This window comes from Collimonas sp. OK412 (assembly GCF_900112135.1).
GTDB classification, from domain to species: domain Bacteria; phylum Pseudomonadota; class Gammaproteobacteria; order Burkholderiales; family Burkholderiaceae_D; genus Collimonas; species Collimonas rhizosphaerae.
Genome location: NZ_FOLC01000015.1, coordinates 125,090 through 145,751, shown reverse-complemented (window position 1 = coordinate 145,751; position 20,662 = coordinate 125,090). Strand labels below are relative to the sequence as shown.

Sequence of the window (20,662 nt, the reverse complement as noted above, 5' to 3'; positions counted from 1 at the left end):
TCTGATTGGATACTGTGTCGTTTGCCATCGTTGTACGCGGTTACGAAATGAGTCGTCCGGATTGCGAGCCACCAAGGGTTGGAGCCGCTACGCGGGAGCCATAGATCTGCCCATCATTTGGACGCAAGACGGTACCGAGATGCTTCTGGGGCAGCTGCGCTGCCAGGGTGGAGCAATGCAACAACGCATCCACTTGATCCATATGGGTGACTGGTGCGATTCACGCAACCACACTACGAAGCAAAGGGCACGAATTCAGCGACCGGACGTCACAGCGATGGCACGATTGAATCGACCTATCGCAGAACATCGCGAGTATTAAATTCGTACCCTTTACAAGGGGCGGCTAATGGGTGACCCCAACCTCGTGCGATTGCCGATGGTGCTCGGCGACCTGATCGGCGCCCTGGGATACGGTTTGCTTGGCACTATCGGCATCGCCAGCCATGCCAGTTTCCTGCAGATGCTGCCAGGTTTCATACTGATCCCGGCCGGCATGGGGCTGGCGGTGCCGGCCATGACGACCTCGATATTGTCCAGTGTGGAAAAAAACCGGGCGGGGACGGCGTCGGCAGTGCTTAATACAGCCAGGCAGGTCGGCGGAGCGGTTGGGGTGGCGGTGTTCGGGGCTTTGGTCAGCGACGGTTTTGGCGGGGGGATGGTCGGCGGCGTCAGGATCGCCTTGTGGACGGCGACCGTGCTGTTGTTGGCGGCTGCGGGGCTGGGTTACCTGGTGCGGCCGGTTGCAACACAATGACCCGATGCGCCGAGCAAGAAATATTTCAAGAATTATGGGGCAGCAACCGGATTGCCTCGATTGCACAGTCAGGCGGATCGCAGGTGGCATTTAACTATGTTTTGGCGGGTGGCGACCAAGGCATACACAATTTGACGCATTCTTGAATGCAATGTTTGAAAAATCATTAAATAGAAAATAATTCATCGATGCTATATTGGAAAGCTGATATGTTTCCCCATAAAGAATATTGAGAGATAAGTCGTGGGATTAAATACAAACGAGTGGAAATCGTCGTCAGGTTCAGATGTCCAGCAACCCTGTCGAATAGAGGAAAGATTACGATTCAACTCAGCAGCGGTTATTCCTGGCGACATTGCCTCGGTGAAGGAGCGGCTGTGAGCACGACAGGCCCGGCAGGCTGGCCGGAAGACTTCCCGTTCCGGCCGCATCTGCGCTTCTGTACGCTGGGCAACGAGAACGTGACGGAGGTTATGGAGAGCTTTCGCATTGCGTGCGAGCAGCTGGGGTACTCGACCAGCATCGAAGCCGCGCCCAGCGTAGACAATGCCGACATCAACCTTTTCTTTTTCGCGATGGGTCTTGGCTTGCCTTCCGATGCGGAGCTGCCGCTCAACGCCATCGTTGTCAATTTTGAGCCTGGCCTGCCTGAACTGTTGGCAGAAATGCCCGGTTATCGCCACTTGCTCCAGCGCACATGGGTCTGGGAGTACAGCCTTGATAATCTGAAGCATCACCAAGCTCTGGGGATACTCAGGTCTGACTACGTACCCCTGACTTTCGAGCCGAAGGCGACGCCCATCGTGTCCGAAGATCAAGTGCTGAGCGACGATCAGCAGGACATCGATGTCATCTTCTTCGGTGAAACCATGCCCCGTCGGCTCTCCATTCTGAGCGCGCTGGAGGCGCACGGGCTTCGGGTTGTCTATCCGATAGGAAAGGCCTGGACGCCCGCGCAGCGCGATGCCTTGCTGCCGCGTGCAAAGGTCGCCTTAAACATGCGCAAGGCAGATCACACAAGCACTGCAGAATTGCCGCGCTTGTCCATCCTGTTGCGCAACCGCAAAGCAGTCGTGTCAGAGCTTTACCCGCATTCCGAGATACCACCGGTGCTGCGCGACGCCGTCGAGAGCTGCTCGTACAACGAACTCGTCGAGCGAGTGCATGTGCTGCTGGCCGATGTTCCACGACGGCGCATGCTCGAGAAGGCCGGCCCTCTCGCGTTGCTTGGCTTGACGCCACAGAAAGAGATTTTGGCTGGCGCAATCCAGCGTTATGTTGCTGCAGTCCGTCAGCGCCTGTAGCGCAAACCGTCAGCAGACGTATGAGGCCCCGGGCCGAATATTGCTCGCCGCCAAACGCAAAAAAAATCGCTGGCAAGCAAAACTGGTCAAGCGCGATCTGCTTGCGCGGGCAGCGATCATGGCGTGCTTGCGGGAGCTAGATACGGTCGAATTTCAAAAAATGAGAGCAAAAAGTGGAGTGAGTGAATCCAATATCATCAGAGTCAAGTACCGGCTCGGTTAGCAAAGCATGCTGCGAGCCGGTGCTTCTACTACAAATTATTTTTTGTGCTCAACACGGTGATGCTTCTTCACCATCTTGCCGTGATGTTTGACAGGCTCTTGCTTGGTGGTTTCAACCTTGCGGTCATTGCGTGCATCAGGATGGCCGGCCAGCGGGTCGCCGGAGTTCTGGGCTTGTGCGAACGGAGTCAATGCGAGGAGGAGAGCGGCGATACCAAATAGCTTTTTCATATTTATTCCTTCCGTTGATAGGGTTTCACAATCCGCATCTGCAGCGGGATGTCTTATAAACGCCGTGGGGGATATTCGGTTGACAACGGCGATATTATCGGATGGTAACTTCGTGTAACATCGGCCGCACGCCTTTGCCATGGAGCCTTGAATGAAAAAACGCCAGTTTCTGTCGACCGCCGGCCTTTCGCTTGCCGGCGCCTTGGGAATATCCGCAGCACCAGTTTACGCGATCGCCGCCGCAAAGAATACAGCGCCAGCCGTGCTGACGATAACCGGCGCCATCGAACGCAGCAACCGCGGGCCGGTCGATCCGGTGATTGACCAGATGATGCACAAGCAGAACGTGCAATTCGCCAGCGCGTTCACCTTCGACCTGGTTGCGCTGGCAAAGCTGCCGGCAGTGACCATCAACCCGACCCTTGAATACGACAGCAAGCCGCACCAGCTGCGCGGCCCGCGCCTGGCCGATGTGCTGGACATGCTGGGCGCCAGCAAGGCGCCGGAGACGCAGATCGTGTTCCATTCGGTGGACGGCTACATGCCGCAGCTGAGTTTCACCCAGCTCAGGAAATATGGCTATATCCTGGCGACGCATATCGACGGCAAGCCGATGGGGATCGGCGGTTTTGGGCCCGTCTTTGCGATCTACGATGCCGATCGTATCGCTGAACAGGCGCAAAAACCGTTGGACCAGCGCTTCGCTCTCTGTCCCTGGGGCCTGTATTGCATCGAGGTGGTTGCGGGCAAGTGAAGCAAGGGCCTCATCGCCTGTTCATTATTCACTGCTGAACAGCTCGCCTTGCAAGACGGCCGGTTCGTTCGCGGCTTCCTCTTTCCTGGCAAGCGCGCTGGCCCGCACGCCTAGCAACCTGAGGCGCCTGTCCAAGGTGACGCGGCGCAGGCATTCCCCCGCCGCCTGCCGGATCGCGCCTGCGTCGTCGGTCGCGGTGGGCAGCGTAAGGTCGCGGGTGACGATGCGAAAATCCGAGAAGCGCAATTTGATTCCCACCGTCCGGGTGACATAACCTTTCCTTTGCAGGTCGCCGGCCAGCCGCACGCACAGGTCCGTGAATATCGGCGTGAGGGTGTCGCGGTCGAGCTTGGCGTGCAGGTCTCGCTCGAAAGTGGTTTCGCGGCTGATCGACTTGGTTTCGGAGCTGGTGACGACCGGACGGTCGTCCAGGCCGTTGGAAGTGCGCATCAGCCATTCGCTGTAGGTGCGGCCGAAATTATCCTGGAGCACGGCGGGGTCGGTTGCCGCCAGTTCGCCGATGGTATTGATGCCGAGCGCGCTCAGTTTTTCAGCTGCCTTGGGGCCGATGCCGTTGACTTTCCTTGCCGCCAGCGGCCAGATGCGCGACGGGATATCGGCTTCGGTAATCACGGTCAGGCCGTTCGGCTTTTCCAGCTCCGAGCTGATCTTGGCCAGCAGCTTGTTGGGAGCGATGCCGATTGAACACGACAATCCGGTTGCCTCGCGTACGGCATCCTTGATGCGTTGCGCCAGCACGCGGATGTCGTCCGGGTGCTGGCTCAGGTCGATATAGATTTCATCGATGCCGCGATCCTCTATCAGCGGAGCGATCTCGGCCACCGCTGCCTTGAACAGCCGCGAGCAATGACGGTAAGACTCGAAATCGGTCGGCAGCAGGATCGCATCCGGCGCCAGCTTGGCGGCTTTCATCATGCCCATCGCGGAAAACACGCCCAAGGCGCGCGCTTCGTAGGTGGAGGTGGTGACGACGCCGCGGCCGATATAATCGCGCAGCCTGTGATAACGCAGCTGCCCGTCTTCCCCCGGCTCGGGCTTGTGCCTGGAGCCGCCGCCGATCACTACCGCCTGGCCGCGTAGTTCAGGGTAGCGCAGCAGCTCCACCGACGCGTAGAAAGCGTCCATATCCAGGTGCGCAATACGACGAATGGGCGAGGACATGAAATCAATGTGTTTGAATGCTTAATACGGCCATAGCATACCATTACTGTATGTAAAAACAGTACTTTAGGTAAATTTTTTCAAACAAATTTTACTTGTCTTTAACGCAGGTCAGAGTCTTGAACGTCGATCCATGGATTGAGAATTGCCGCGCCGGTCGCCTGAAAGTCAATGACGTTGCGTGTTACGACCGTCATGCCGTGAACCAGGGCGGTCGCAGCAATCAGCCCGTCACGAACCGGCCGCGGGTCCGGGACATGCAACCGCGCGCTGCGCTGGGCGACAGCGGTGTCCACGACCAGGATACGGCCTGAAAAGGCCGGTAGGACATGGCTGTTCATCCAGGCCCGGAATATGGCGCCTTGTGAAGGGTCGCGGCGTTCCGCGAGCAATATGCCGATTTCCAGTTCCTGGATAGTGATCGCAGATAGGTACAAGTCAGACGCATCCACGCTGTCGGCCCAATCGGCAACGCATTTATCGGCTTTCCCGAGACGGATTTTCCGTAGCTCGGATACGACATTGGTATCGAGGATATACATCAGGAAAGATCCGCTGCCTGTGCCAGGTCGTCCAGGCGAGGAATTTCAAGTTCTATGGCTTCGATTCCAGGCATAGCCAGCAAATCCGCGATCTTGGTTCTACCGCCGCTGATTCTCTTGTATTCATCGAACGTCAGCAGCACGTGCGCCGGCCGGCCGCGATCCGTGATGAATACCGGACCGGCTTCCGCGGCCTTTTTTGCCTTGCTGGCATCCTGGTTGAACTGACGGCTTGAGAGGGTTGTGATAGTCATCTTGGCCCCTACAATGATTGCAATGTAGATATGTTACTACAAATATAGGATTGTGCAAAAATATGTAGGCACATCTCTACAATTTTTTGATTTTACAATACAGGGCTGAACAAGCGGGCCACATGAATCAGCACCCGGTACGGGTAATGCAGCCGCTCGTAGTCGGCGGCATCGATTTCAAGCGCCTGCTCAAAATCGGCCTTCAGCATCTGTTCGACCTCGCCGGCAAATGCCGGATCGATATTCAAGGCGGTAATTTCGAAATTGAGCCGCAGCGAACGGTTATCCAGGTTCATACTGCCGACCGACGCCGTGTCGTCGTCGATCAGCAGCACTTTCTGGTGGATGAACCCGGGCTGGTAGCGGAACACGCGGATGCCGGCGCGCACCGACTCGTGCGCATTCAAGGTCGAGGCCAGGAACACGGTGCGGTGATCGGCGATGGCGGGGATCAGGATGCGTACGTCGACGCCGCGGAACACTGCCAGCTGCAGGGCGGCGTTGACGGCGGAGTCCGGCACCAGGTAAGGCGTGGTCAGCCACAGACGGCGGCGGGCGGCGTGTATCGCCTGGACAAAGAACAGCGAACAGGTTTCCTGGGCATCGGCCGGACCGGTGGCGGCAATCAGGCTGGTGGCGGGACCGTCGCCGGTGCGCGGCGGCAGCAAGGCAAGCGGCTCGCCGGTGATCCAGTGCCAGTTCTCGTCGAAAGCCAGCTGCAGGTCGGCCACCGCCGGCCCTTGCAATTCCATGTGAGTGTCGCGCCACGGCGCCAGCGGCGGCTTGAGGCCAAGGTATTCGTCGCCGACATTGAGGCCGCCGACAAAACCGCGCCAGCCGTCCACCACGACTACCTTGCGATGGTTGCGGAAGTTGAGCTGGAAACGGTTGCGCCAGCGCCGGGTGGCGAAGCGGTGGATCTGGACGCCGCCGGCGCGCAGGATCGCATCGTAGGTTGCGGGCAGGTCGTGGCTGCCGACGCCGTCATACAGCACGTGGATGCGGACCCCGGCGGCGGCGCGCTCCAGCAGCGCTGCTTGCAGCCGGCGCCCGAGTTCGTCGTCGTGGATGATGAAAAATTGCACCAGCACATAATGTTCGGCGCCGGCGATGGCTTCGAAGATGGCATCGAAACTGGCCCTGCCGTTCACCAGCAAGCGCAGGCGGTGGCCGCCTAGGAACGGCACGCCCAGCATTTTGCTGATGCCCTGGTAGCGCTGGGCGCCGGCATGCGGCGGGTATCGTTCAAACAGGGCCAGTTGGGCCGGATCGTCCAGCTGGCGCAAGCGGGCCTGGCGCGAGTGATGCAGCTCGATATAACCGGTGAAACGTTTACTGCCCAGGAACAGGTAGGGCAACAGGGTGAAGTAGGGCAGCAGCACCAGCCCGAATACCCAGGCCACCGCGCCTTGCGGGGTGCGGGTGTGCATCAGGGCGTGGATGGCGGCGACGACGCCGGCCACATGCAGCAGCAGAACCGCGGTGGAAACCAGGGCAAACGGCAAATACGGCATTCAGGCAGCTCCGAATCTCTTGCAAGCTTGCATCTTAGCCAATAACCGGAGCGGCCCGCTTATTTTTTTGCCTGCAATGCAATCCGCACCGCCAGGCCGGCCAGCACCGTCCCCATCAGCCAGCGCTGGATCAGCAGCCAGCTCGGCCGGCTGCCGAGCACGCCGGCGATCGAACCGGCCGCCAGCGTCACCATCGAATTGACGGTGATGCTGACCACGATCTGGATCACGCCCAGCACCAGCGACTGCACCAGGATGCTGGCGCCGTTTGGATCGATGAACTGCGGCAGCAGCGCCAGGTAGAGCAAAGCGACCTTGGGGTTGAGCAGGTTGGTGAACAGGCCCATCAGGAACAGCTTGCGGTTGCTGTCGGCAGGCAGGTCGCGCACCGCGAACGGCGAGCGGCCGCCCGGTTTTACCGCTTGCCAGGCCAGGTACAGCAGATAGGCGGCGCCGCCGAAACGCAGCAGGTCATAGGCCAGCGGCACGGCAAACAGCAGGGCGGTGATGCCGAACGCCGCGCACAGCATGTAAAACACAAAGCCGGTGGCGACGCCGGCCAGCGATACGAAACCGGCCTTGGGGCCTTGGCAGATCGAGCGCGAGATCAGGTAGATCATGTTGGGCCCGGGCGTGAGCACCATGCCGAAAGCCACCAGCGCAAAACCCAGCAATAAATTAAGATTCGGCATACATGTTTCCAGAAGATTGTCAGGAGGCTGGCTCGGGGCCAGCTTGCGTATTTTGAGCTAAAACTTGCCGGTTCGCATGGGTATTTCCAGGCAGGGCGTTTTTTAAAAAAGGAAGCAACAGATGAAGCTGTTACGAGTAGGCCCGAAAGGCCAGGAAAAGCCGGCCATGCTGGACGCCGGCGGCAAGCTGCGCGATTTGTCCGGCGTGATCGCGGATATCACGCCGCAGCAGCTGACGCCCGCCGGGCTGGCAAAGCTGCGCGGGCTCGATCCGGCCAGCCTGCCGGAAATTGCTGCACCAGGCCGCATCGGTACGCCGTTCACGGGCGTGGGGAAATTCATGTGCGTGGGCCTGAACTACAGCGACCACGCCGCCGAATCCGGTTTGCCGGTGCCGCCGGAGCCGGTGCTGTTCAATAAATGGAGCAGCTGTATCAGCGGTCCCGACGACGCCATCGTGATGCCGAAAAATTCGGTCAAGACCGACTGGGAAGTCGAACTGGGCGTGGTGATCGGCAGCAAGGCGCGTTATGTCGCGCTGGACCAGGCGCTGTCGCATGTCGCCGGTTATTGCGTGATCAACGACGTCTCCGAGCGTGAATACCAGATCGAACGCAGCGGCACCTGGGACAAGGGCAAGGGCTGCGACACCTTCGGTCCGGTCGGGCCGTGGCTGGTCACCGCCGACGAAGTGGCCGATCCGCAAAACCTGTCGATGTGGCTGGAAGTCAACGGCAAGCGCTTCCAGGACGGCAGCACCAAGACCATGATCTTCAATGTCGCTTTCCTGGTCCATTACATCAGCCAGTTCGCCACCCTGTACCCGGGCGATATCATTTCCACCGGCACGCCGCCCGGCGTCGGCATGGGGCAAAAACCGCCGCTGTATCTCAAACCTGGCGACGTGGTGCGGCTCGGCATCGATGGGCTTGGCGAACAGCGGCAGACCGTGTCCGCCTGGGACGAGAGCTTGCTCGACTGATTTGATTTGTGCCTGGCAGGCACAAGTGTTGTTCTGATTTCCTGGATTGTTATCGCTGCCGGAATAAATAATAATAAATTTACATTCCGGCAGTCAATGTTTGACGCGATTGACGCCAACATACCGAGGCAAACCATGAAATCAGAGAACATCAGCCATCTACTGACCCGCGCACATACCCATGACGTTGTCTACCTGGCTGAAGACCAGACCATCTCGATCCAGAAAGCCTTGAAACAGGGCGAAAGAATCAAGTGCCTGAGCGGCTTGCTGTGGATCACCGCCGAGAATTTCAAAGGCGACATTTTCCTGAATGAAAACAAGGATGTGGAAATGCACGGCGCCAAGCACATCGTGATCACCGCCCTGAAGCCTTCCAGTTTCACCTACGAGCAAGCGACGGCGTAGTCGATGGCGTAATATTTGGCATTGCTCGCCGTTCCGGGCGAGTGTCTTGGCCTGTCCATGGCCGCGGAGAATGCCAATGTCTTTTGATGTCGACCTGTTTGTAATCGGCGCCGGTTCCGGCGGCGTGCGCGCCGCGCGCTTTTCCGCCGGCTTCGGCGCCCGTGTGGCGGTGGCGGAAAGCCGCTACCTGGGCGGCACCTGCGTCAATGTCGGCTGCGTGCCGAAAAAATTCCTGGTGTACGGCGCCCATTTCAGCGAGGACTTTGAACAAGCCTCCAGTTTCGGCTGGACTGCCGGCAAGCCGCAGTTCGACTGGAGCACGCTGATCGCCAACAAGAACCGCGAGATCCACCGGCTCAACGAAGTCTACCGCGGCTTGCTGCTCAACAGCGGCGTCGCCCTGCATGAAGGCCACGCCCGGCTGCTGGACAAGCATACGGTCGAGATCAACGGCCAGCGCATCAGCGCCGCCAACATCCTGGTCGCTACCGGCAGCTGGCCGCAAGTGCCGGACATCCCCGGCAAGGAATTCGCCACCACCTCCAACGAAGCCTTCTTCCTCAAGCAATTGCCGCGCCGCGTGCTGGTGGTCGGCGGCGGTTATATCGCCGTCGAATTCGCGTCGATTTTCCATGGCCTGGGCGCGCAGACCAGCTTGCTGTACCGGGGCGACCTGTTCTTGCGCGGTTTCGACCATGGCGTGCGCCAGCACCTGAACGACGAGTTCAAGAAGAAAGGCGTCGACCTGCAGTTCAAGGCCGATATCGCCAGCATCGCCAAACAGGCCGACGGCAGCCTGCAGGCAACCTTGAAAGACGGTCGCGTGCTTGACACCGACTGCGTGTTCTACGCCACCGGCCGGCGGCCGATGCTGGATAACCTCGGCCTGGAGCATGTCGACGTGGCGCTGGACGCCAAAGGGTTCATCAAGGTCGACCAGGAATACCGCAGCTCGGAACCCAGCATCCTGGCCCTGGGCGACGTCATCGGCAAGGTGCAGCTGACGCCGGTGGCGCTGGCCGAAGGCATGGCCGTCGCGCGGCGCCTGTTCCGTCCCGAGGAATATCGTCCGGTAGATTACCGGCTGATTCCGACGGCGGTGTTCAGCCTGCCCAATATCGGCACGGTCGGACTGACGGAAGAGCAGGCGCAGGGCGCCGGCCACAAGCTGAAAGTCTTCGAGACGAAATTCCGGCCGATGAAACTGAGCCTGGACGACTACCATGAAAAAACCATGATGAAGCTGATCGTCGACGCCGACAGCGACCAGGTGCTCGGCTGCCACATGGTGGGGCCGGACGCCGGTGAGATCATCCAGGGCATCGCCGTCGCCTTGCGTGCCGGCGCCACCAAGCGCGTATTCGACGACACGATCGGCATCCACCCGACTTCAGCCGAAGAGTTCGTCACGCTGCGGACGCCGCGCCCGGATTGAGAGTTTCGTGGCAAAAGATGGCGGTCTGCTGCTAACATGGCACGCTGCGAACCAACATCAAGAAGCCATGAGCGAAGATCAAAAACCGGAAGTGACAGAAGAAGACGAGACCGTCGGTTTCACGCGCCGCCGCTTTCTCGGCAGCGTGGTTGCCGTCGGTGCCAGCCTGGCGTTGTCCGACTGCGCCAGCGACGGCAGCCAGCAGGTCGCCGACGCAGCGCAGGAAAAACTGCTGGACCAGAAGCTGCAATCGGCGGTCAAGCATGTAGTGGTGATCTACGCCGAGAACCGCAGTTTCAATAACCTGTACGGCAATTTCCCCGGCGTGCAGAAACCCTTGTCACAGGCGATGCAGGCCCGCTACACGCAGCTGGACCGCGACGGCAAGACACCGCTGGCGCAGCTGCCCAAGATCTGGGGCGGCCTGGTGCCGCAGGCGCAGGAAGTCGGCGGCCAGCGCTACGTGATTGCGGAAAACCAGATCAGCGGCTTGCCCAACGCGCCGTTCAAGCTGAGCGACCAGCACGGCAAACCTTTGCCGCAAAGTGTGGTCACGCGCGACCTGTGGCACAAGTTTTACCAGAACCAGATGCAGATCAACGGCGGCAAGAACGACCAGTTCGTGGCGTGGGCCGATTCCGGCGCCCTGACCATGGGCCACTACGGCGAAACCGCCAGCAAGCTGCGCCTGTGGAAACTGGCCGAGCAATACACCTTGTGCGACAATTTTTTCATGTCGGCTTTCGGCGGTTCTTACCTCAACCATATCTTCCTGGTTTCCGGGCAGACGCCTTTCTATCCCGATGTCCACAATAGTCCGGCGCGCCACAACGTGGCCACCGTGGAAGGGGATGATCCGAAGGGCACGCGCCTGAAGCTGGACGACAAGAATCCGGCCTCGGCCATCGACGGCCCGCCCAAATTCCTGCGCGACCGCGCCATCACGCCGGACGGTTACGCGGTCAATACCATGGCGCCGCCGTACCAGCCCAGTTTTGTGAAACCGGCCAAGGGCGGCGATGCGGCCTACGCCGATGCGGGCGATCCGATGGTGCTGCCGCCGCAAACCTATGCCACTATCGGCGACCGCCTGTCGGAAAAGGGCGTCAGCTGGGCCTGGTATGCCGGCGCCTGGCAGGCCGCGCTGGAGGGCAAGGCGAACGACGATGCGGTGCCGAATTTCCAGTACCATCACCAGCCGTTCAATTACTTCAAGAGTTTTGCTCCCGGCACGGCGCTGCGCGAAACCCATTTGAAAGACGCCGGGCTGGGCGACGATCCCGCCACCAACAAATTCCTGGCGGAGATCGATGCCGGACGGCTGCCTGCGGTGAGTTTTTATAAACCGCAGGGCAACCTGAACCTGCACGCGGGTTATGCCGATGTCGAATCGGGCGACCGCCACATCGCCAACGTCATCGCCCATCTGCAGCGCGGGCCGCAATGGCAGAACATGGTGGTGATCGTCACCCATGATGAAAACGGCGGCTGGTGGGACCATGTGGCGCCGCCCAAGGGCGATCGCTGGGGACCGGGTTCGCGGATTCCTGCGACCGTCATTTCGCCGCATGCAAAAAAGGGGTTTGTCGACCATACCGTGTACGACACCACCTCCATCATGCGTTTCATTACCCGCCTGCACGGCTTGCGCAAGCTGGACGCATTGGTGGCGCGCGACCAGGCGTTCCGGGAAAACCGCCAGGCGCCGCTGGGCGACCTGACCAATACCCTGGACCTGGCATAGGCCGTTCGTCTTGAACAAGCCGGCTGGAAAAGCATCGGCAAAGCCGAGGAAGCGCTCGATTAAAAGCCCGTCCTCGGCGCCGGGCGATGTGCTTTAATTGGTGCATACAAATGCTCTTGTCAAAGGCCAGCCATGAACACAATGACAACGCCAGCCGGCGCCGATTTTGCCCAGGTCCGGCAGGAGATCCGGCGCGTATTCGATGCCCAGGGGACAACGGCTTTGCGCCTGCGCCAATCGGGCAAGGCCGAGCGCCTGCAGAAAATCAGGAAACTGAAGAGCGCGCTGCTGGCGCACAAGGATGAAGTGATTGCCGCCGGTTTTGCCGATTTCGGCAAGCCTGCCGCCGAAGTGGAACTGAGTGAAATCCTGCCGGTGATCGCCGAGGCCAACGACGCCATCCGCAAGCTGGGGCGCTGGATGAAACCGAAGAAAGTCTGGCCGTCGCGCATGATGGTCGGCACCTCGGCTTATACCCAATACGAACCCAAGGGACGCGTGCTGATCGTGGCGCCCTGGAATTATCCGGTGAACCTGAGCCTGGGGCCGCTGGTGTCGGCGCTGGCTGCCGGCAATACGGTGATCCTCAAGCCGTCGGAAATGACGCCGCATGCGTCAGCCGTCATCGGCAAGATCATCCGCGCGGTGTTCACGGAGGACGAGGTGGCGCTGTTCGAGGGCGATGCGCCGGTCGCCCAGGCATTGCTGGAGCTGCCTTTCGACCATATTTTCTTCACCGGTTCGCCGGCCGTCGGCAAGATCGTCATGGCGGCGGCGGCCAAGCACTTGACCAGCGTCACGCTGGAGCTGGGCGGAAAATCGCCTACCATCGTCGACGAGACGGCCGACCTGCAGGCTGCAGCGCAAAACATCCTGTGGGCCAAGTTCACCAATAACGGCCAGACCTGCATCGCCCCCGATCACATTTATGTGCACGCCAGCGTCAAGGAAGCTTTTCTCGGACACTGCGTGGCAGCGCTGGAGAGCGCCTATGGCAAAGGAGCCGAGCAGGCCGGGAGCAGCAGCCTGGCGCGCATCGTCAACCAGCGCCATACCGCGCGCGTGAAAACTCTGCTGGATGACGCCACTGCGCGCGGCGCGCGGGTCATCACCGGCGGCGTGGTTGACGAAGCGCAGCGCTATATTGCGCCGACATTGCTGGACGGGATCCCGGACGACGCCAAGATCATGGGCGAGGAAATCTTCGGGCCGCTGTTGCCGGTGATTGGCTATGCGCAGCTGGATACGGTGATAGCCCGCATCAATGCCGAACCGAAACCTCTGGCGCTCTATGTGTGGAGCCGCAAGCAGGCCAACATCGCCAAGGTGATGCAGCAGACGACCTCGGGCGGCGCCTGCATCAACCATTGCGTGGTGCAGTTTTTGCACGGCAACCTGCCGTTCGGCGGCGTCAACAATTCCGGCATCGGCAGCGCCCACGGCCACCACGGTTTCCTGGCGTTTTCGCATGAGCGGGCGGTGGTGCGCAACCGCATCATGCTGGCCAAGATGTTCTATCCACCCTACACCGGCTTGACGCGCAAGCTGGTTGCGCTGTTCATCAAGACGGTCTGAACTTAAGCGAAATCGGTCGCCGCGACGAACAACGCGAGCAGCGCCTCCAGCCCCTGCAGGTCTTCAGGGCGGAAGCGATTCAGCGTGGGGCTGTCGATATCGAGCACGCCGTATAGCTGTCCATCTTTCATCACCGGGATCACGATTTCCGAGTTCGATGCGGCGTCGCAGGCGATGTGGCCGGCAAACGCATGCACGTCCGGCACCAGGATGGCGCGCCGCTCCGCGGCTGCGGTGCCGCACACGCCTTTGCCGAACGCAATCCGGGCGCAGGCGACCTTGCCTTGGAACGGTCCGACCAGCAATTCCTCGCCACCTGCCTTTTTGGCCGGCTTGACCCAATAAAAGCCGGCCCAGTTGAGGTCGGCCAGCGACTGGTAGATGAATGCGGAAAATTGCGCGGCGTTGGCCGTCAGGTCGCGTTCGTCTTCCAGCAGGCTCGCGGCCTGGCGCGCCAGCGAGGCGTAGTCGGCATCAATTTCGGCTGTCAGCGGCGTGAACATGGTTATCCCTAAAAAAATTTGGTTGATTCGGTGGATGCTGCCGGCGCCGCGTTATTTGGAAGTCACGGAAGCCGCGCGCGCGAAGCGCTGCAGGATAGGCTCTGCAGCGGCCGGGCCCGGGCCCATGACATGGTCTTTTTCGCTGATCCTTTTGCCTGTCGTGCTGTCGATCAGCACCGGATCGGCGCTTTTGCCGGTGGCGGTGTCGAGCAGCAGGACGCTTGCGCCTTCAGGAGCGAAATGCTGGTTGCCCCAGGCCATCAGCGCCAGCAGCACTGGACGGAAATCGCGGCCGCGCTGGGTCAGGCGGTACTCATGGCGCGGCGGCTTTTCGCAATAAAGATGGCGCTCCAGCAAGCCTTCTTCGACCAGCGCGTTGAGGCGGCGCGTCAGCATGTTGGGGGCGATGTCCAGGTGTTTCTGGAACTCGTCGAAACGGGTCAGGCCGTAGAAGGCGTCGCGCAGGATCAGGATGCTCCACCATTCGCCGACACGTTCCAGGCTGCGCGCGATGGGGCATTGCATGTTGCCGAAACTTTTGCGTTGCATGATGGATATCCTCTCAGCGTTTTCAAGACTTTCAATATGATAGCAACTATGGCCCTATCCGGGGACAAATCCTCAGGCGCAGGCAATGGCTTGCTGTTGCGCCTGCGGCAAAACGACTGCCATCGGCATCAGCGTTGCAGCGGCGCCAGGTAGATGCCGGTCGTCAGGCCCTGCTTGACGGTGCGCGTGATATCGTCCGCCAGCACTTCCTCCAGGCCGGCTTCCAGTCCGGCCAGGGTTTGCACTGCGACTTCTTGCGCGCTCACCTTGGGCAGGTCGAAGCCGTGGGTCATGTCGGTATCCATGAAACCGACGTGCAGGCCGACAACCTGGGTGCCTTGTGCGCGCACCGAAGTGCGCAAGCCGTTGGTGAAGCCCCAGGCGGCAGACTTGGAGGCGCCGTACAGGGACAGTTCCGGCGAATTGACCCAGCTCGCCACCGACAGGATGTTGATGATGGCGCCGCCCTTGTTATTGGCGAGGACCGGGGTAAATGCCTGGCTCATGCGTACCGTGCCGAAGAAATTCGCTTCAAAAATCTCGCGCGCGGTATCGATCGCGGCTGGATCGAGATAACTGAACACCCTGGCGATGCCGGCGTTGTTGATCAGCAGCGTCACGTCCTTGCATTGGGCGGCTGCTGCGGCCACTTCTTCGGCATTGGTGACATCCAGCTTGACGGCAACCACGCCCGGCAGCTTGATGCTGGCCGGATCGCGCACGCCGGCGTAAACCTTGCTGGCGCCGCGGGCCAGCAGTTCGTGGACGAGGGCCAGTCCGAGGCCGCGGTTGGCGCCGGTGACGAAAGCGACTGAGTCTTTGATTTTCATGATGTGTTTCCTTTGGTTCGGTTGGAGAGGGACAGCAAAGTCAGGTTAATGGGCGTCGGCCGACGGCGCCTTGGGCGGCGCGACCTTGCGCATCAGGGGCACCATCGCGGTGGCGATGATGAAGCAAGCCATGATGGCCAGGAAGGTGTCGGAAAAGGTCAGCGTCAGTGCTTCCCGGTAAGTCAGGTTCCACAGCTGCCGCAGCGCCCCGGTCTCGCCCAGCGTGCCGGCGGCGCCTTGCAGCAGCGCATTGGTGGCGTCGTTGCTGCGGGTCAGGTGTTCGGCCAGCCGGAAGAAATGCAGGTTGGTGCGATCGTTGAGGATGGTGGCGCAAACCGCGATGCCGATGGCGCCGCCCAGGTTGCGCATCAGGTTGAACAGGCCGGACGCCAGCCGCAGCCGTTCCATGGCCAGCCCGCCCAGCGTCAGCGTGACGATAGGCGGCACCGCGAACTGCTGTCCCATGCCGCGCAGCGCTTGCGGCAGCATCAGTTCGGCGCCGCTCCAGTCGTGGGTGATCGGCGAGAACTGCCACATCGACAGCGTAAAGCAGGCCAGCCCGAACATCATCAGCCAGCGCAAATCGACCCGGTTGGCGAAGAAGGAATACACCGGGATCGACAGGATCTGGAAGACGCCGGTAGAGAACACCGCCATGCCGATCTGCATGGCGCTGTAGCCGCGCACCCGGCCCAGGAATACGGGCGTCAGGTAGATGGTGGCGAAGATGCCGACGCCGGTAATGAACGAGAAGAAGCAGCCAAGCGCGAAATTGCGGTCCTTGAGCGCACGCAGGTCGACCACCGGAAACTTGTAGCTGAGGCTGCGCCAGACGAACAGTACGCTGGAGACCCCGGCAATCCAGGCAGTGGCGGTGATCACCGGGTCGCCCAGCCAGTCCAGCCGCGGGCCTTCTTCCAGCGTGTATTCCAGGCAGCCGAGGAACAGCGCCATCAATGCCATGCCAAGGTAGTCGGCGTTGCGCAGCAGCGACCAGTCGGCGCGGTCGATCTTGACCAGGATCGGCACGGCGACAGTGACGAAGATGCCCGGCGCCAGGTTGATGAAGAACAGCCAGTGCCAGGAATAGTTGTCGGTGATCCAGCCGCCGACGGAAGGGCCGAGCGTCGGCGCCAGCGAGGCGATGGCGCCGATGGTGGCGGCCGCGATCACGCGCTGCGGGCCGGCGAAGAAGGCGAATGCGGTAGTGAACACCAGCGGGATCATCGAGCCGCCGAGGAAGCCTTGCAGCGCGCGGAACAGGATCATGCTCTGGATATTCCATGCCATGCCGCACAGCAGGCTGGTGAGGGTAAAACCGGCGGCCGAGATGGCGAACAGCCAGCGGGTCGACATCACGCGCGACATCCAGCCGGACAGCGGGATCACGATAATCTCGGCAATCAGGTAGCTGGTCTGGACCCAGACCGTCTCATCGGCGCCGGCCGACAAGCCGCCGCCGATCTCGCGCAGCGAGGCCGAAACGATCTGGATATCGATCAGCGCGATGAACATGCCGACGCACATGGAAGCGAAGGCCAGCACCTTGGCCACGGTGCTCATGTCGGCCGGCAGGATAAGCTGCAATGGCGCGCGGGCAGCTGAAGTGCTCATTACTGCAGGCTCCGGCTGCTGCGGGCATCGACTTCAGCCTGTACCGACAAGCCCGGCCGCAGCACGCCCAGCACGCTGTCGGCGTCATCCAGCACGATGCGCACCGGCACGCGCTGCACGATCTTGGTGAAATTGCCGGTGGCGTTCTCCGGCGGCAGGACGCTGAACTGGGCGCCGGTGGCCGGCGCCATGCTGGCGACATGGCCGTGGAACCGGCGGCCCGGCAACACGTCAGCTTCGATGGTGGCGGACAGCCCGGGATGCATCCGGGCCAGCTGGCTTTCCTTGAAATTGGCGTCGATCCACAATCCGCGCGCCGGCACGATGGACATCATGTGGCTGCCGGCCGCGGCATAGGCGCCGTTGCGTGCATAGCGGTTGCCGATGGTGCCGTCGATCGGCGCCCGCAACTCGGTATAGCCGAGGTTGAGCCTGGCGATATCGCGTTCGGCAACCGCTTGCGCCAGTGCGGCGGCGGCTTGCTGGCGGCGTGTGGCGATCACGCCCAGTTCGCGTTCCGCCGCGGTTTGCACGGCTTGCGCTTTCTGGCCGTTGGCCAGCGCCTGCTGGTAATCGGCGTTGGCCCGTTGTGCGCTTTGCACCGAGACCGCAGCCTTGGCCGACAGGTTCTGGTAACGCTGTTCATCGTCGCGCGAGCGCAGCGTCTCGGCGGAACTGGCGGTCACGCCGGCCCTGGTTTGCGCGATCACTGCCTGCTGCAGGCTGCGCGTCGCATCCAGGTTGGCCAGCAAGGCCTGCTGCGCGGCAACCGCGCCTTCGGCTTTTTCCAGGGTGGCCTTGTAGTCGCGGTCATCGAGCTTCACCAGCAGGTCTCCGGCGTGGACCGCCTGGTTGTCGGTCACTGCCGCCGAGACGATATAACCCGGCACCTTCGGGCTGATCACGGTGATGTCTCCGCCGACATACGCATCATCGGTGTTCTCCATGAAGCGCCCGTTGTTCCACCAATGCCAGCCGTAGGCGGCGGCGCCGATGCTGACGACGATGGCGAGCCCGGTGGCTATCCGTATCTTGCCGCCGAGTTTTTTCCGTTTTGGCGGCAAGGCGGGCGCGCCCGTGTCAGTTGCCGAATCAGTCATGGTTGCAGCTCCTTATATGTATATGCCTATCGGCGAGACTTGAAAAAAACAACTTGCTTTCATAATGAAAGTCACTTTACACTAGTGACTAGCGTAATGCAAGTTACTAAAAATTCTTTTTTAAACAGCAGGGCAAAAGGAAACCACCATGAAAACCAGCAAGGCCGTAATGCCGACGGCACGCCTGTCGCGTGCGCCGAAGACGCTGCTCGGCGCAGCAATGTTGCTGGCGCTGGCCGCCTGCGCCGCCGGTCCCGACTATGCCGGGCCGGCCTCGACCATGCCAAAGGCGTTTCATCATGCGGCGCCAGTCGCGGCCAGCGCGCCGCTCGTCCTGGATGCCTGGTGGGCACATTTCAATGATCCGGCGCTGACGCGGATTATCGAGCGGGTGCTGGCGCAGAACCTGGACCTGGCCGCCGCGCTGGCCCGGGTTGAGCAGGCGCGCGCCGTTGCGCACCTGTCGAGCGCGGCGTTGCTGCCGGTCGGCAGCGTGAGCGCCCAGGTCGCCAAAGAGCGCCAGTCGCTGCAAAGCGAGCTGGGCGAACTGGCCAGCCACCAGCCCGGTTACCGCCGTAACGCCACCTTGTATAGCGACGGTGTTGGCGCCAGTTGGGAAATCGACCTGGCCGGCGGACTGGGCCGCGGCGCCGAGGCGGCTAGCGCCGAAGCGCAGGCGGCCGAGGCCGACCGGCTGGGCGTGCGTGTATCGGTCGCGGCCGAAGCCGCCGATGCCTATTTCCGCGTGCGCGGCGCCCAAACCCGCATCGCCCTTGCGGCGGACGAGATCAAGGCCGACAGCGATTTGCTGGAGCTGGTCAACTTGCGGCTGAAGGAGGGCATGTCGACCCAGCGCGAGCAAGCCCAGGCCGAAGCGCGCCTGGCCCAGGTCAAGGCCACCATCCCACCGCTGCGGGCTGAACGCGATGTCCAGTTGAATCGGCTCGATGTACTGATGGGCGCCCAGCCCGGCACCTATGCCGCGGAACTGGCGGAACCCGCCGCTGAAGCGTCCATCCCGGCGCTGGCGGTAACCCTGAAACCGGAAGACCTGCTGCGCCGCCGGCCCGATGTGATTGCCGCCGAACGGCGCCTGGCGGCGTCGAATGCCCGCATCGGCGTGGCGATTGCCGAGTACTATCCGAAATTTTCATTGTCGGCGCTGCTCGGCTTTGAAAGCTTGAGCAGCGCGACACCATCGTCCGCCAGTTTCCAGCCGCTGGCATTGGTCGGCCTGCGCTGGCGCTTGTTCGACTTCGGCCGGGTCGATGCCGAAGTCGCGCGCGCCAAAGGCGTCAACGCGGAAGCGCTGGCAGGTTACCGCCAATCCATGCTGCGGGCGACCGAGGACGTCGAGAACGCATTGGTGATGCAAACCGAGCTCGACGCTGAACGCCGGGAGTTGATCCGTGAAGTCGATGCCAACGTGCGGGCGCGGGATTCTTCGGAGGACGCTTACAAGGGCGGCGCCACCAGCCTGGCGGAAGTGCTCGAGCAAGACCGGCAGCTGCTGGCCGCGCGCGACCAGCTGGCGCGCGCACAAACCGGCAGCGGCCGTGCCGTGGTGGCGACGTTTCGCGCCTTGGGCGGCGGCTGGTAGTACTTAAGCAATCACAAGCCTTGTCTTGAATTCAGGCATTGCGCTGAAATTTCAGGAAATCGTCGACGATAGGCACGATCGCCAGGCACATCAAGGTAGCGGCCAGCACCGCGGTGGCGATGAAGCCGATATGCTTGAAGCCCAGTGCCCCGACCAGGCCGCCGCTGAAAAACAGCATGACCAGGGTGGTTAGCAGCCGCAATTTGGCGCGGTCGGCGATGACGTCTGGCTGCTTGCTGCCAGGCTCCAGCCGGTTCCAGTAAACCAGCTTGCCGAGTTCGATGCCGATGTCGGTGACCATGCCGGTGATATGGGTGGTACGGATCTCGGCTTTGGAAATCTTGGTGATGATGGCGTTTTGCAAACCCATGATGGCGCACAGGAGTATCACGGTGATCGGCACGAACAGCCATTTATGTCCTTCCAGGTTGCCGCCCAGCAGGCCAAACACCAGCAGCAAGCCCGCTTCCAGCATCAAAGGCAGCGCAAATTCCGCATGGAGGTCTTGCCGCCGTCCCCAGTTGATGAGCAGGGCAGATGTCATGGCGCCGAACAGGAACGACAGCAGGCATGCCAGGCCAGCCAGCATCAGCCCCAGCGAACCCAGTGCAAGATTGTCCGCCATCGACGAAACGATGCCGGACATGTGGGAAGTGTATTGCCCGACCGCGAGGAAGCCGCCGGCATTGATCGCGCCGGCGATGAAGGACAGGAAAAACGCCAGGTGGCGGTTTGCTTGCTGGCTGCGCTCCTTGCCAGTCAGTTTTCTCAAATATGGAATCGGCATCGATGACAATCGCTTGATCTGGACAGCATGATATTACGCTGCCGGAAGCCGGCTGTGCAGGCAGGGCCGGCTATCGGACAAGA

General features: G+C 61.3%; 20 protein-coding genes and 1 pseudogene. 9 read left to right on the top strand and 12 right to left on the bottom strand.

Annotated elements, in window-relative coordinates; all coding sequences use genetic code 11:
• Nucleotides 1-349: 349 nt before the first annotated feature.
• Both BM062_RS16535 and BM062_RS16530 read left to right on the top strand, forming a co-directional pair.
• Nucleotides 350-757, top strand: coding sequence for an MFS transporter (locus BM062_RS16535; RefSeq protein WP_254785112.1), 408 nt, complete (start codon nt 350-352; stop codon nt 755-757).
• A 377-nt stretch (nt 758-1,134) separates the two neighbouring features.
• Entirely contained in the window at nt 1,135-2,061 is a 927-nt protein-coding gene (locus BM062_RS16530; RefSeq protein ID WP_092398776.1) for a hypothetical protein, read from the top strand.
• A gap of 258 nt (nt 2,062-2,319) precedes the next feature.
• Here BM062_RS16530 and BM062_RS25170 read toward each other — a convergent pair whose 3' ends face one another.
• Nucleotides 2,320-2,514, bottom strand: coding sequence for a hypothetical protein (locus BM062_RS25170; protein WP_139220079.1), 195 nt, complete (start codon nt 2,512-2,514; stop codon nt 2,320-2,322).
• Nucleotides 2,515-2,665: 151 nt separating this feature from the next.
• Here BM062_RS25170 and BM062_RS16520 point away from each other — a divergent pair, with 151 nt between their 5' ends.
• A complete protein-coding gene (locus BM062_RS16520) occupies nt 2,666-3,268 on the top strand; it encodes a putative pterin-binding protein (RefSeq protein WP_092398772.1) in 603 nt (200 codons plus the stop codon).
• Between the two features lie 24 nt (nt 3,269-3,292).
• Here the strand turns inward: BM062_RS16520 and dinB are convergent, their stop codons facing one another.
• The 5 genes from dinB to BM062_RS16495 all read right to left on the bottom strand — a co-directional run bounded on the left by dinB (nt 3,293) and on the right by BM062_RS16495 (nt 7,452).
• On the bottom strand, nt 3,293-4,450 hold the full coding sequence (gene dinB / locus BM062_RS16515) for a DNA polymerase IV (RefSeq protein WP_092398770.1): 1,158 nt from the start codon (nt 4,448-4,450) through the stop codon (nt 3,293-3,295).
• 101 nt (nt 4,451-4,551) lie between these two features.
• Nucleotides 4,552-4,995, bottom strand: coding sequence for a type II toxin-antitoxin system VapC family toxin (locus BM062_RS16510; RefSeq protein WP_217647602.1), 444 nt, complete (start codon nt 4,993-4,995; stop codon nt 4,552-4,554).
• Complete coding sequence (locus BM062_RS16505; RefSeq protein ID WP_092398766.1) at nt 4,992-5,246, bottom strand: type II toxin-antitoxin system prevent-host-death family antitoxin; 255 nt, start codon at nt 5,244-5,246, stop codon at nt 4,992-4,994. The genes BM062_RS16510 and BM062_RS16505 overlap by 4 nt, the downstream gene beginning before the upstream one ends.
• Nucleotides 5,247-5,338: 92 nt before the next feature.
• The gene (cls, locus tag BM062_RS16500; protein WP_175501047.1) at nt 5,339-6,760 is read right to left on the bottom strand and encodes a cardiolipin synthase; all 1,422 of its coding nucleotides are present in this window, start codon (nt 6,758-6,760) and stop codon (nt 5,339-5,341) included.
• Nucleotides 6,761-6,819: 59 nt separating this feature from the next.
• Complete coding sequence (locus BM062_RS16495) at nt 6,820-7,452, bottom strand: LysE family translocator (RefSeq protein WP_061540312.1); 633 nt, start codon at nt 7,450-7,452, stop codon at nt 6,820-6,822.
• A gap of 121 nt (nt 7,453-7,573) precedes the next feature.
• Here BM062_RS16495 and BM062_RS16490 point away from each other — a divergent pair, with 121 nt between their 5' ends.
• The 5 genes from BM062_RS16490 to BM062_RS16470 all read left to right on the top strand — a co-directional run bounded on the left by BM062_RS16490 (nt 7,574) and on the right by BM062_RS16470 (nt 13,596).
• Nucleotides 7,574-8,434, top strand: a complete 861-nt coding sequence (locus BM062_RS16490; RefSeq protein WP_092398764.1) for a fumarylacetoacetate hydrolase family protein — start codon at nt 7,574-7,576, stop codon at nt 8,432-8,434.
• A gap of 135 nt (nt 8,435-8,569) precedes the next feature.
• On the top strand, nt 8,570-8,842 hold the full coding sequence (locus BM062_RS16485; RefSeq protein WP_175501046.1) for a DUF2917 domain-containing protein: 273 nt from the start codon (nt 8,570-8,572) through the stop codon (nt 8,840-8,842).
• A 76-nt stretch (nt 8,843-8,918) separates the two neighbouring features.
• Entirely contained in the window at nt 8,919-10,277 is a 1,359-nt protein-coding gene (gene gorA / locus BM062_RS16480; RefSeq protein ID WP_092398759.1) for a glutathione-disulfide reductase, read from the top strand.
• 67 nt (nt 10,278-10,344) lie between these two features.
• The gene (locus BM062_RS16475) at nt 10,345-12,021 is read left to right on the top strand and encodes an acid phosphatase (RefSeq protein ID WP_175501045.1); all 1,677 of its coding nucleotides are present in this window, start codon (nt 10,345-10,347) and stop codon (nt 12,019-12,021) included.
• A gap of 132 nt (nt 12,022-12,153) precedes the next feature.
• Nucleotides 12,154-13,596: an aldehyde dehydrogenase family protein gene (locus BM062_RS16470; RefSeq protein ID WP_092398755.1), complete on the top strand. Its 1,443-nt coding sequence runs from the start codon at nt 12,154-12,156 to the stop codon at nt 13,594-13,596.
• A 2-nt stretch (nt 13,597-13,598) separates the two neighbouring features.
• On the opposite strand, the gene BM062_RS16465 is transcribed toward BM062_RS16470, so the two are convergent.
• From BM062_RS16465 to BM062_RS16445, 5 genes are all read right to left on the bottom strand, one after another.
• Entirely contained in the window at nt 13,599-14,099 is a 501-nt protein-coding gene (locus BM062_RS16465) for a GAF domain-containing protein (protein ID WP_092398753.1), read from the bottom strand.
• Nucleotides 14,100-14,150: 51 nt separating this feature from the next.
• Nucleotides 14,151-14,648, bottom strand: a complete 498-nt coding sequence (locus tag BM062_RS16460; protein ID WP_092398751.1) for a winged helix-turn-helix transcriptional regulator — start codon at nt 14,646-14,648, stop codon at nt 14,151-14,153.
• Nucleotides 14,649-14,776: 128 nt separating this feature from the next.
• On the bottom strand, nt 14,777-15,478 hold the full coding sequence (locus BM062_RS16455; protein WP_092398750.1) for an SDR family oxidoreductase: 702 nt from the start codon (nt 15,476-15,478) through the stop codon (nt 14,777-14,779).
• Nucleotides 15,479-15,523: 45 nt separating this feature from the next.
• On the bottom strand, nt 15,524-17,092 hold the full coding sequence (locus tag BM062_RS16450; RefSeq protein WP_092398748.1) for a DHA2 family efflux MFS transporter permease subunit: 1,569 nt from the start codon (nt 17,090-17,092) through the stop codon (nt 15,524-15,526).
• A complete protein-coding gene (locus BM062_RS16445; protein WP_092398746.1) occupies nt 17,092-18,192 on the bottom strand; it encodes an HlyD family secretion protein in 1,101 nt (366 codons plus the stop codon). Before BM062_RS16445 ends, BM062_RS16450 begins: the two co-directional genes overlap by 1 nt.
• 148 nt (nt 18,193-18,340) lie before the next feature.
• Here BM062_RS16445 and BM062_RS16440 point away from each other — a divergent pair, with 148 nt between their 5' ends.
• Nucleotides 18,341-19,792, top strand: a complete 1,452-nt coding sequence (locus BM062_RS16440) for an efflux transporter outer membrane subunit (RefSeq protein WP_371326597.1) — start codon at nt 18,341-18,343, stop codon at nt 19,790-19,792.
• 58 nt (nt 19,793-19,850) lie between these two features.
• Here BM062_RS16440 and BM062_RS16435 read toward each other — a convergent pair.
• Nucleotides 19,851-20,579, bottom strand: a pseudogene (locus BM062_RS16435) (YoaK family protein); the annotation flags it as partial.
• Between the last annotated feature and the right edge of the window lie 83 nt (nt 20,580-20,662).

Excerpts from the sequence above, each read along its gene's own strand:
- BM062_RS16460 (WP_092398751.1), bottom strand. The coding sequence starts at position 14,648 with ATGCAACGCAAAAGTTTCGGCAACATGCAATGCCCCATCGCGCGCAGC.
- BM062_RS16440 (WP_371326597.1), top strand. The coding sequence starts at position 18,341 with ATGAAAACCAGCAAGGCCGTAATGCCGACGGCACGCCTGTCGCGTGCG.
- BM062_RS16450 (WP_092398748.1), bottom strand. The coding sequence starts at position 17,092 with ATGAGCACTTCAGCTGCCCGCGCGCCATTGCAGCTTATCCTGCCGGCC.
- BM062_RS25170 (WP_139220079.1), bottom strand. The coding sequence starts at position 2,514 with ATGAAAAAGCTATTTGGTATCGCCGCTCTCCTCCTCGCATTGACTCCG.
- dinB (WP_092398770.1), bottom strand. The coding sequence starts at position 4,450 with ATGTCCTCGCCCATTCGTCGTATTGCGCACCTGGATATGGACGCTTTC.
- BM062_RS16505 (WP_092398766.1), bottom strand. The coding sequence starts at position 5,246 with ATGACTATCACAACCCTCTCAAGCCGTCAGTTCAACCAGGATGCCAGC.
- BM062_RS16475 (WP_175501045.1), top strand. The coding sequence starts at position 10,345 with ATGAGCGAAGATCAAAAACCGGAAGTGACAGAAGAAGACGAGACCGTC.
- BM062_RS16470 (WP_092398755.1), top strand. The coding sequence starts at position 12,154 with ATGAACACAATGACAACGCCAGCCGGCGCCGATTTTGCCCAGGTCCGG.
- BM062_RS16535 (WP_254785112.1), top strand. The coding sequence starts at position 350 with ATGGGTGACCCCAACCTCGTGCGATTGCCGATGGTGCTCGGCGACCTG.
- BM062_RS16495 (WP_061540312.1), bottom strand. The coding sequence starts at position 7,452 with ATGCCGAATCTTAATTTATTGCTGGGTTTTGCGCTGGTGGCTTTCGGC.
- gorA (WP_092398759.1), top strand. The coding sequence starts at position 8,919 with ATGTCTTTTGATGTCGACCTGTTTGTAATCGGCGCCGGTTCCGGCGGC.
- BM062_RS16520 (WP_092398772.1), top strand. The coding sequence starts at position 2,666 with ATGAAAAAACGCCAGTTTCTGTCGACCGCCGGCCTTTCGCTTGCCGGC.
- BM062_RS16455 (WP_092398750.1), bottom strand. The coding sequence starts at position 15,478 with ATGAAAATCAAAGACTCAGTCGCTTTCGTCACCGGCGCCAACCGCGGC.
- cls (WP_175501047.1), bottom strand. The coding sequence starts at position 6,760 with ATGCCGTATTTGCCGTTTGCCCTGGTTTCCACCGCGGTTCTGCTGCTG.
- BM062_RS16490 (WP_092398764.1), top strand. The coding sequence starts at position 7,574 with ATGAAGCTGTTACGAGTAGGCCCGAAAGGCCAGGAAAAGCCGGCCATG.
- BM062_RS16465 (WP_092398753.1), bottom strand. The coding sequence starts at position 14,099 with ATGTTCACGCCGCTGACAGCCGAAATTGATGCCGACTACGCCTCGCTG.
- BM062_RS16445 (WP_092398746.1), bottom strand. The coding sequence starts at position 18,192 with ATGACTGATTCGGCAACTGACACGGGCGCGCCCGCCTTGCCGCCAAAA.
- BM062_RS16485 (WP_175501046.1), top strand. The coding sequence starts at position 8,570 with ATGAAATCAGAGAACATCAGCCATCTACTGACCCGCGCACATACCCAT.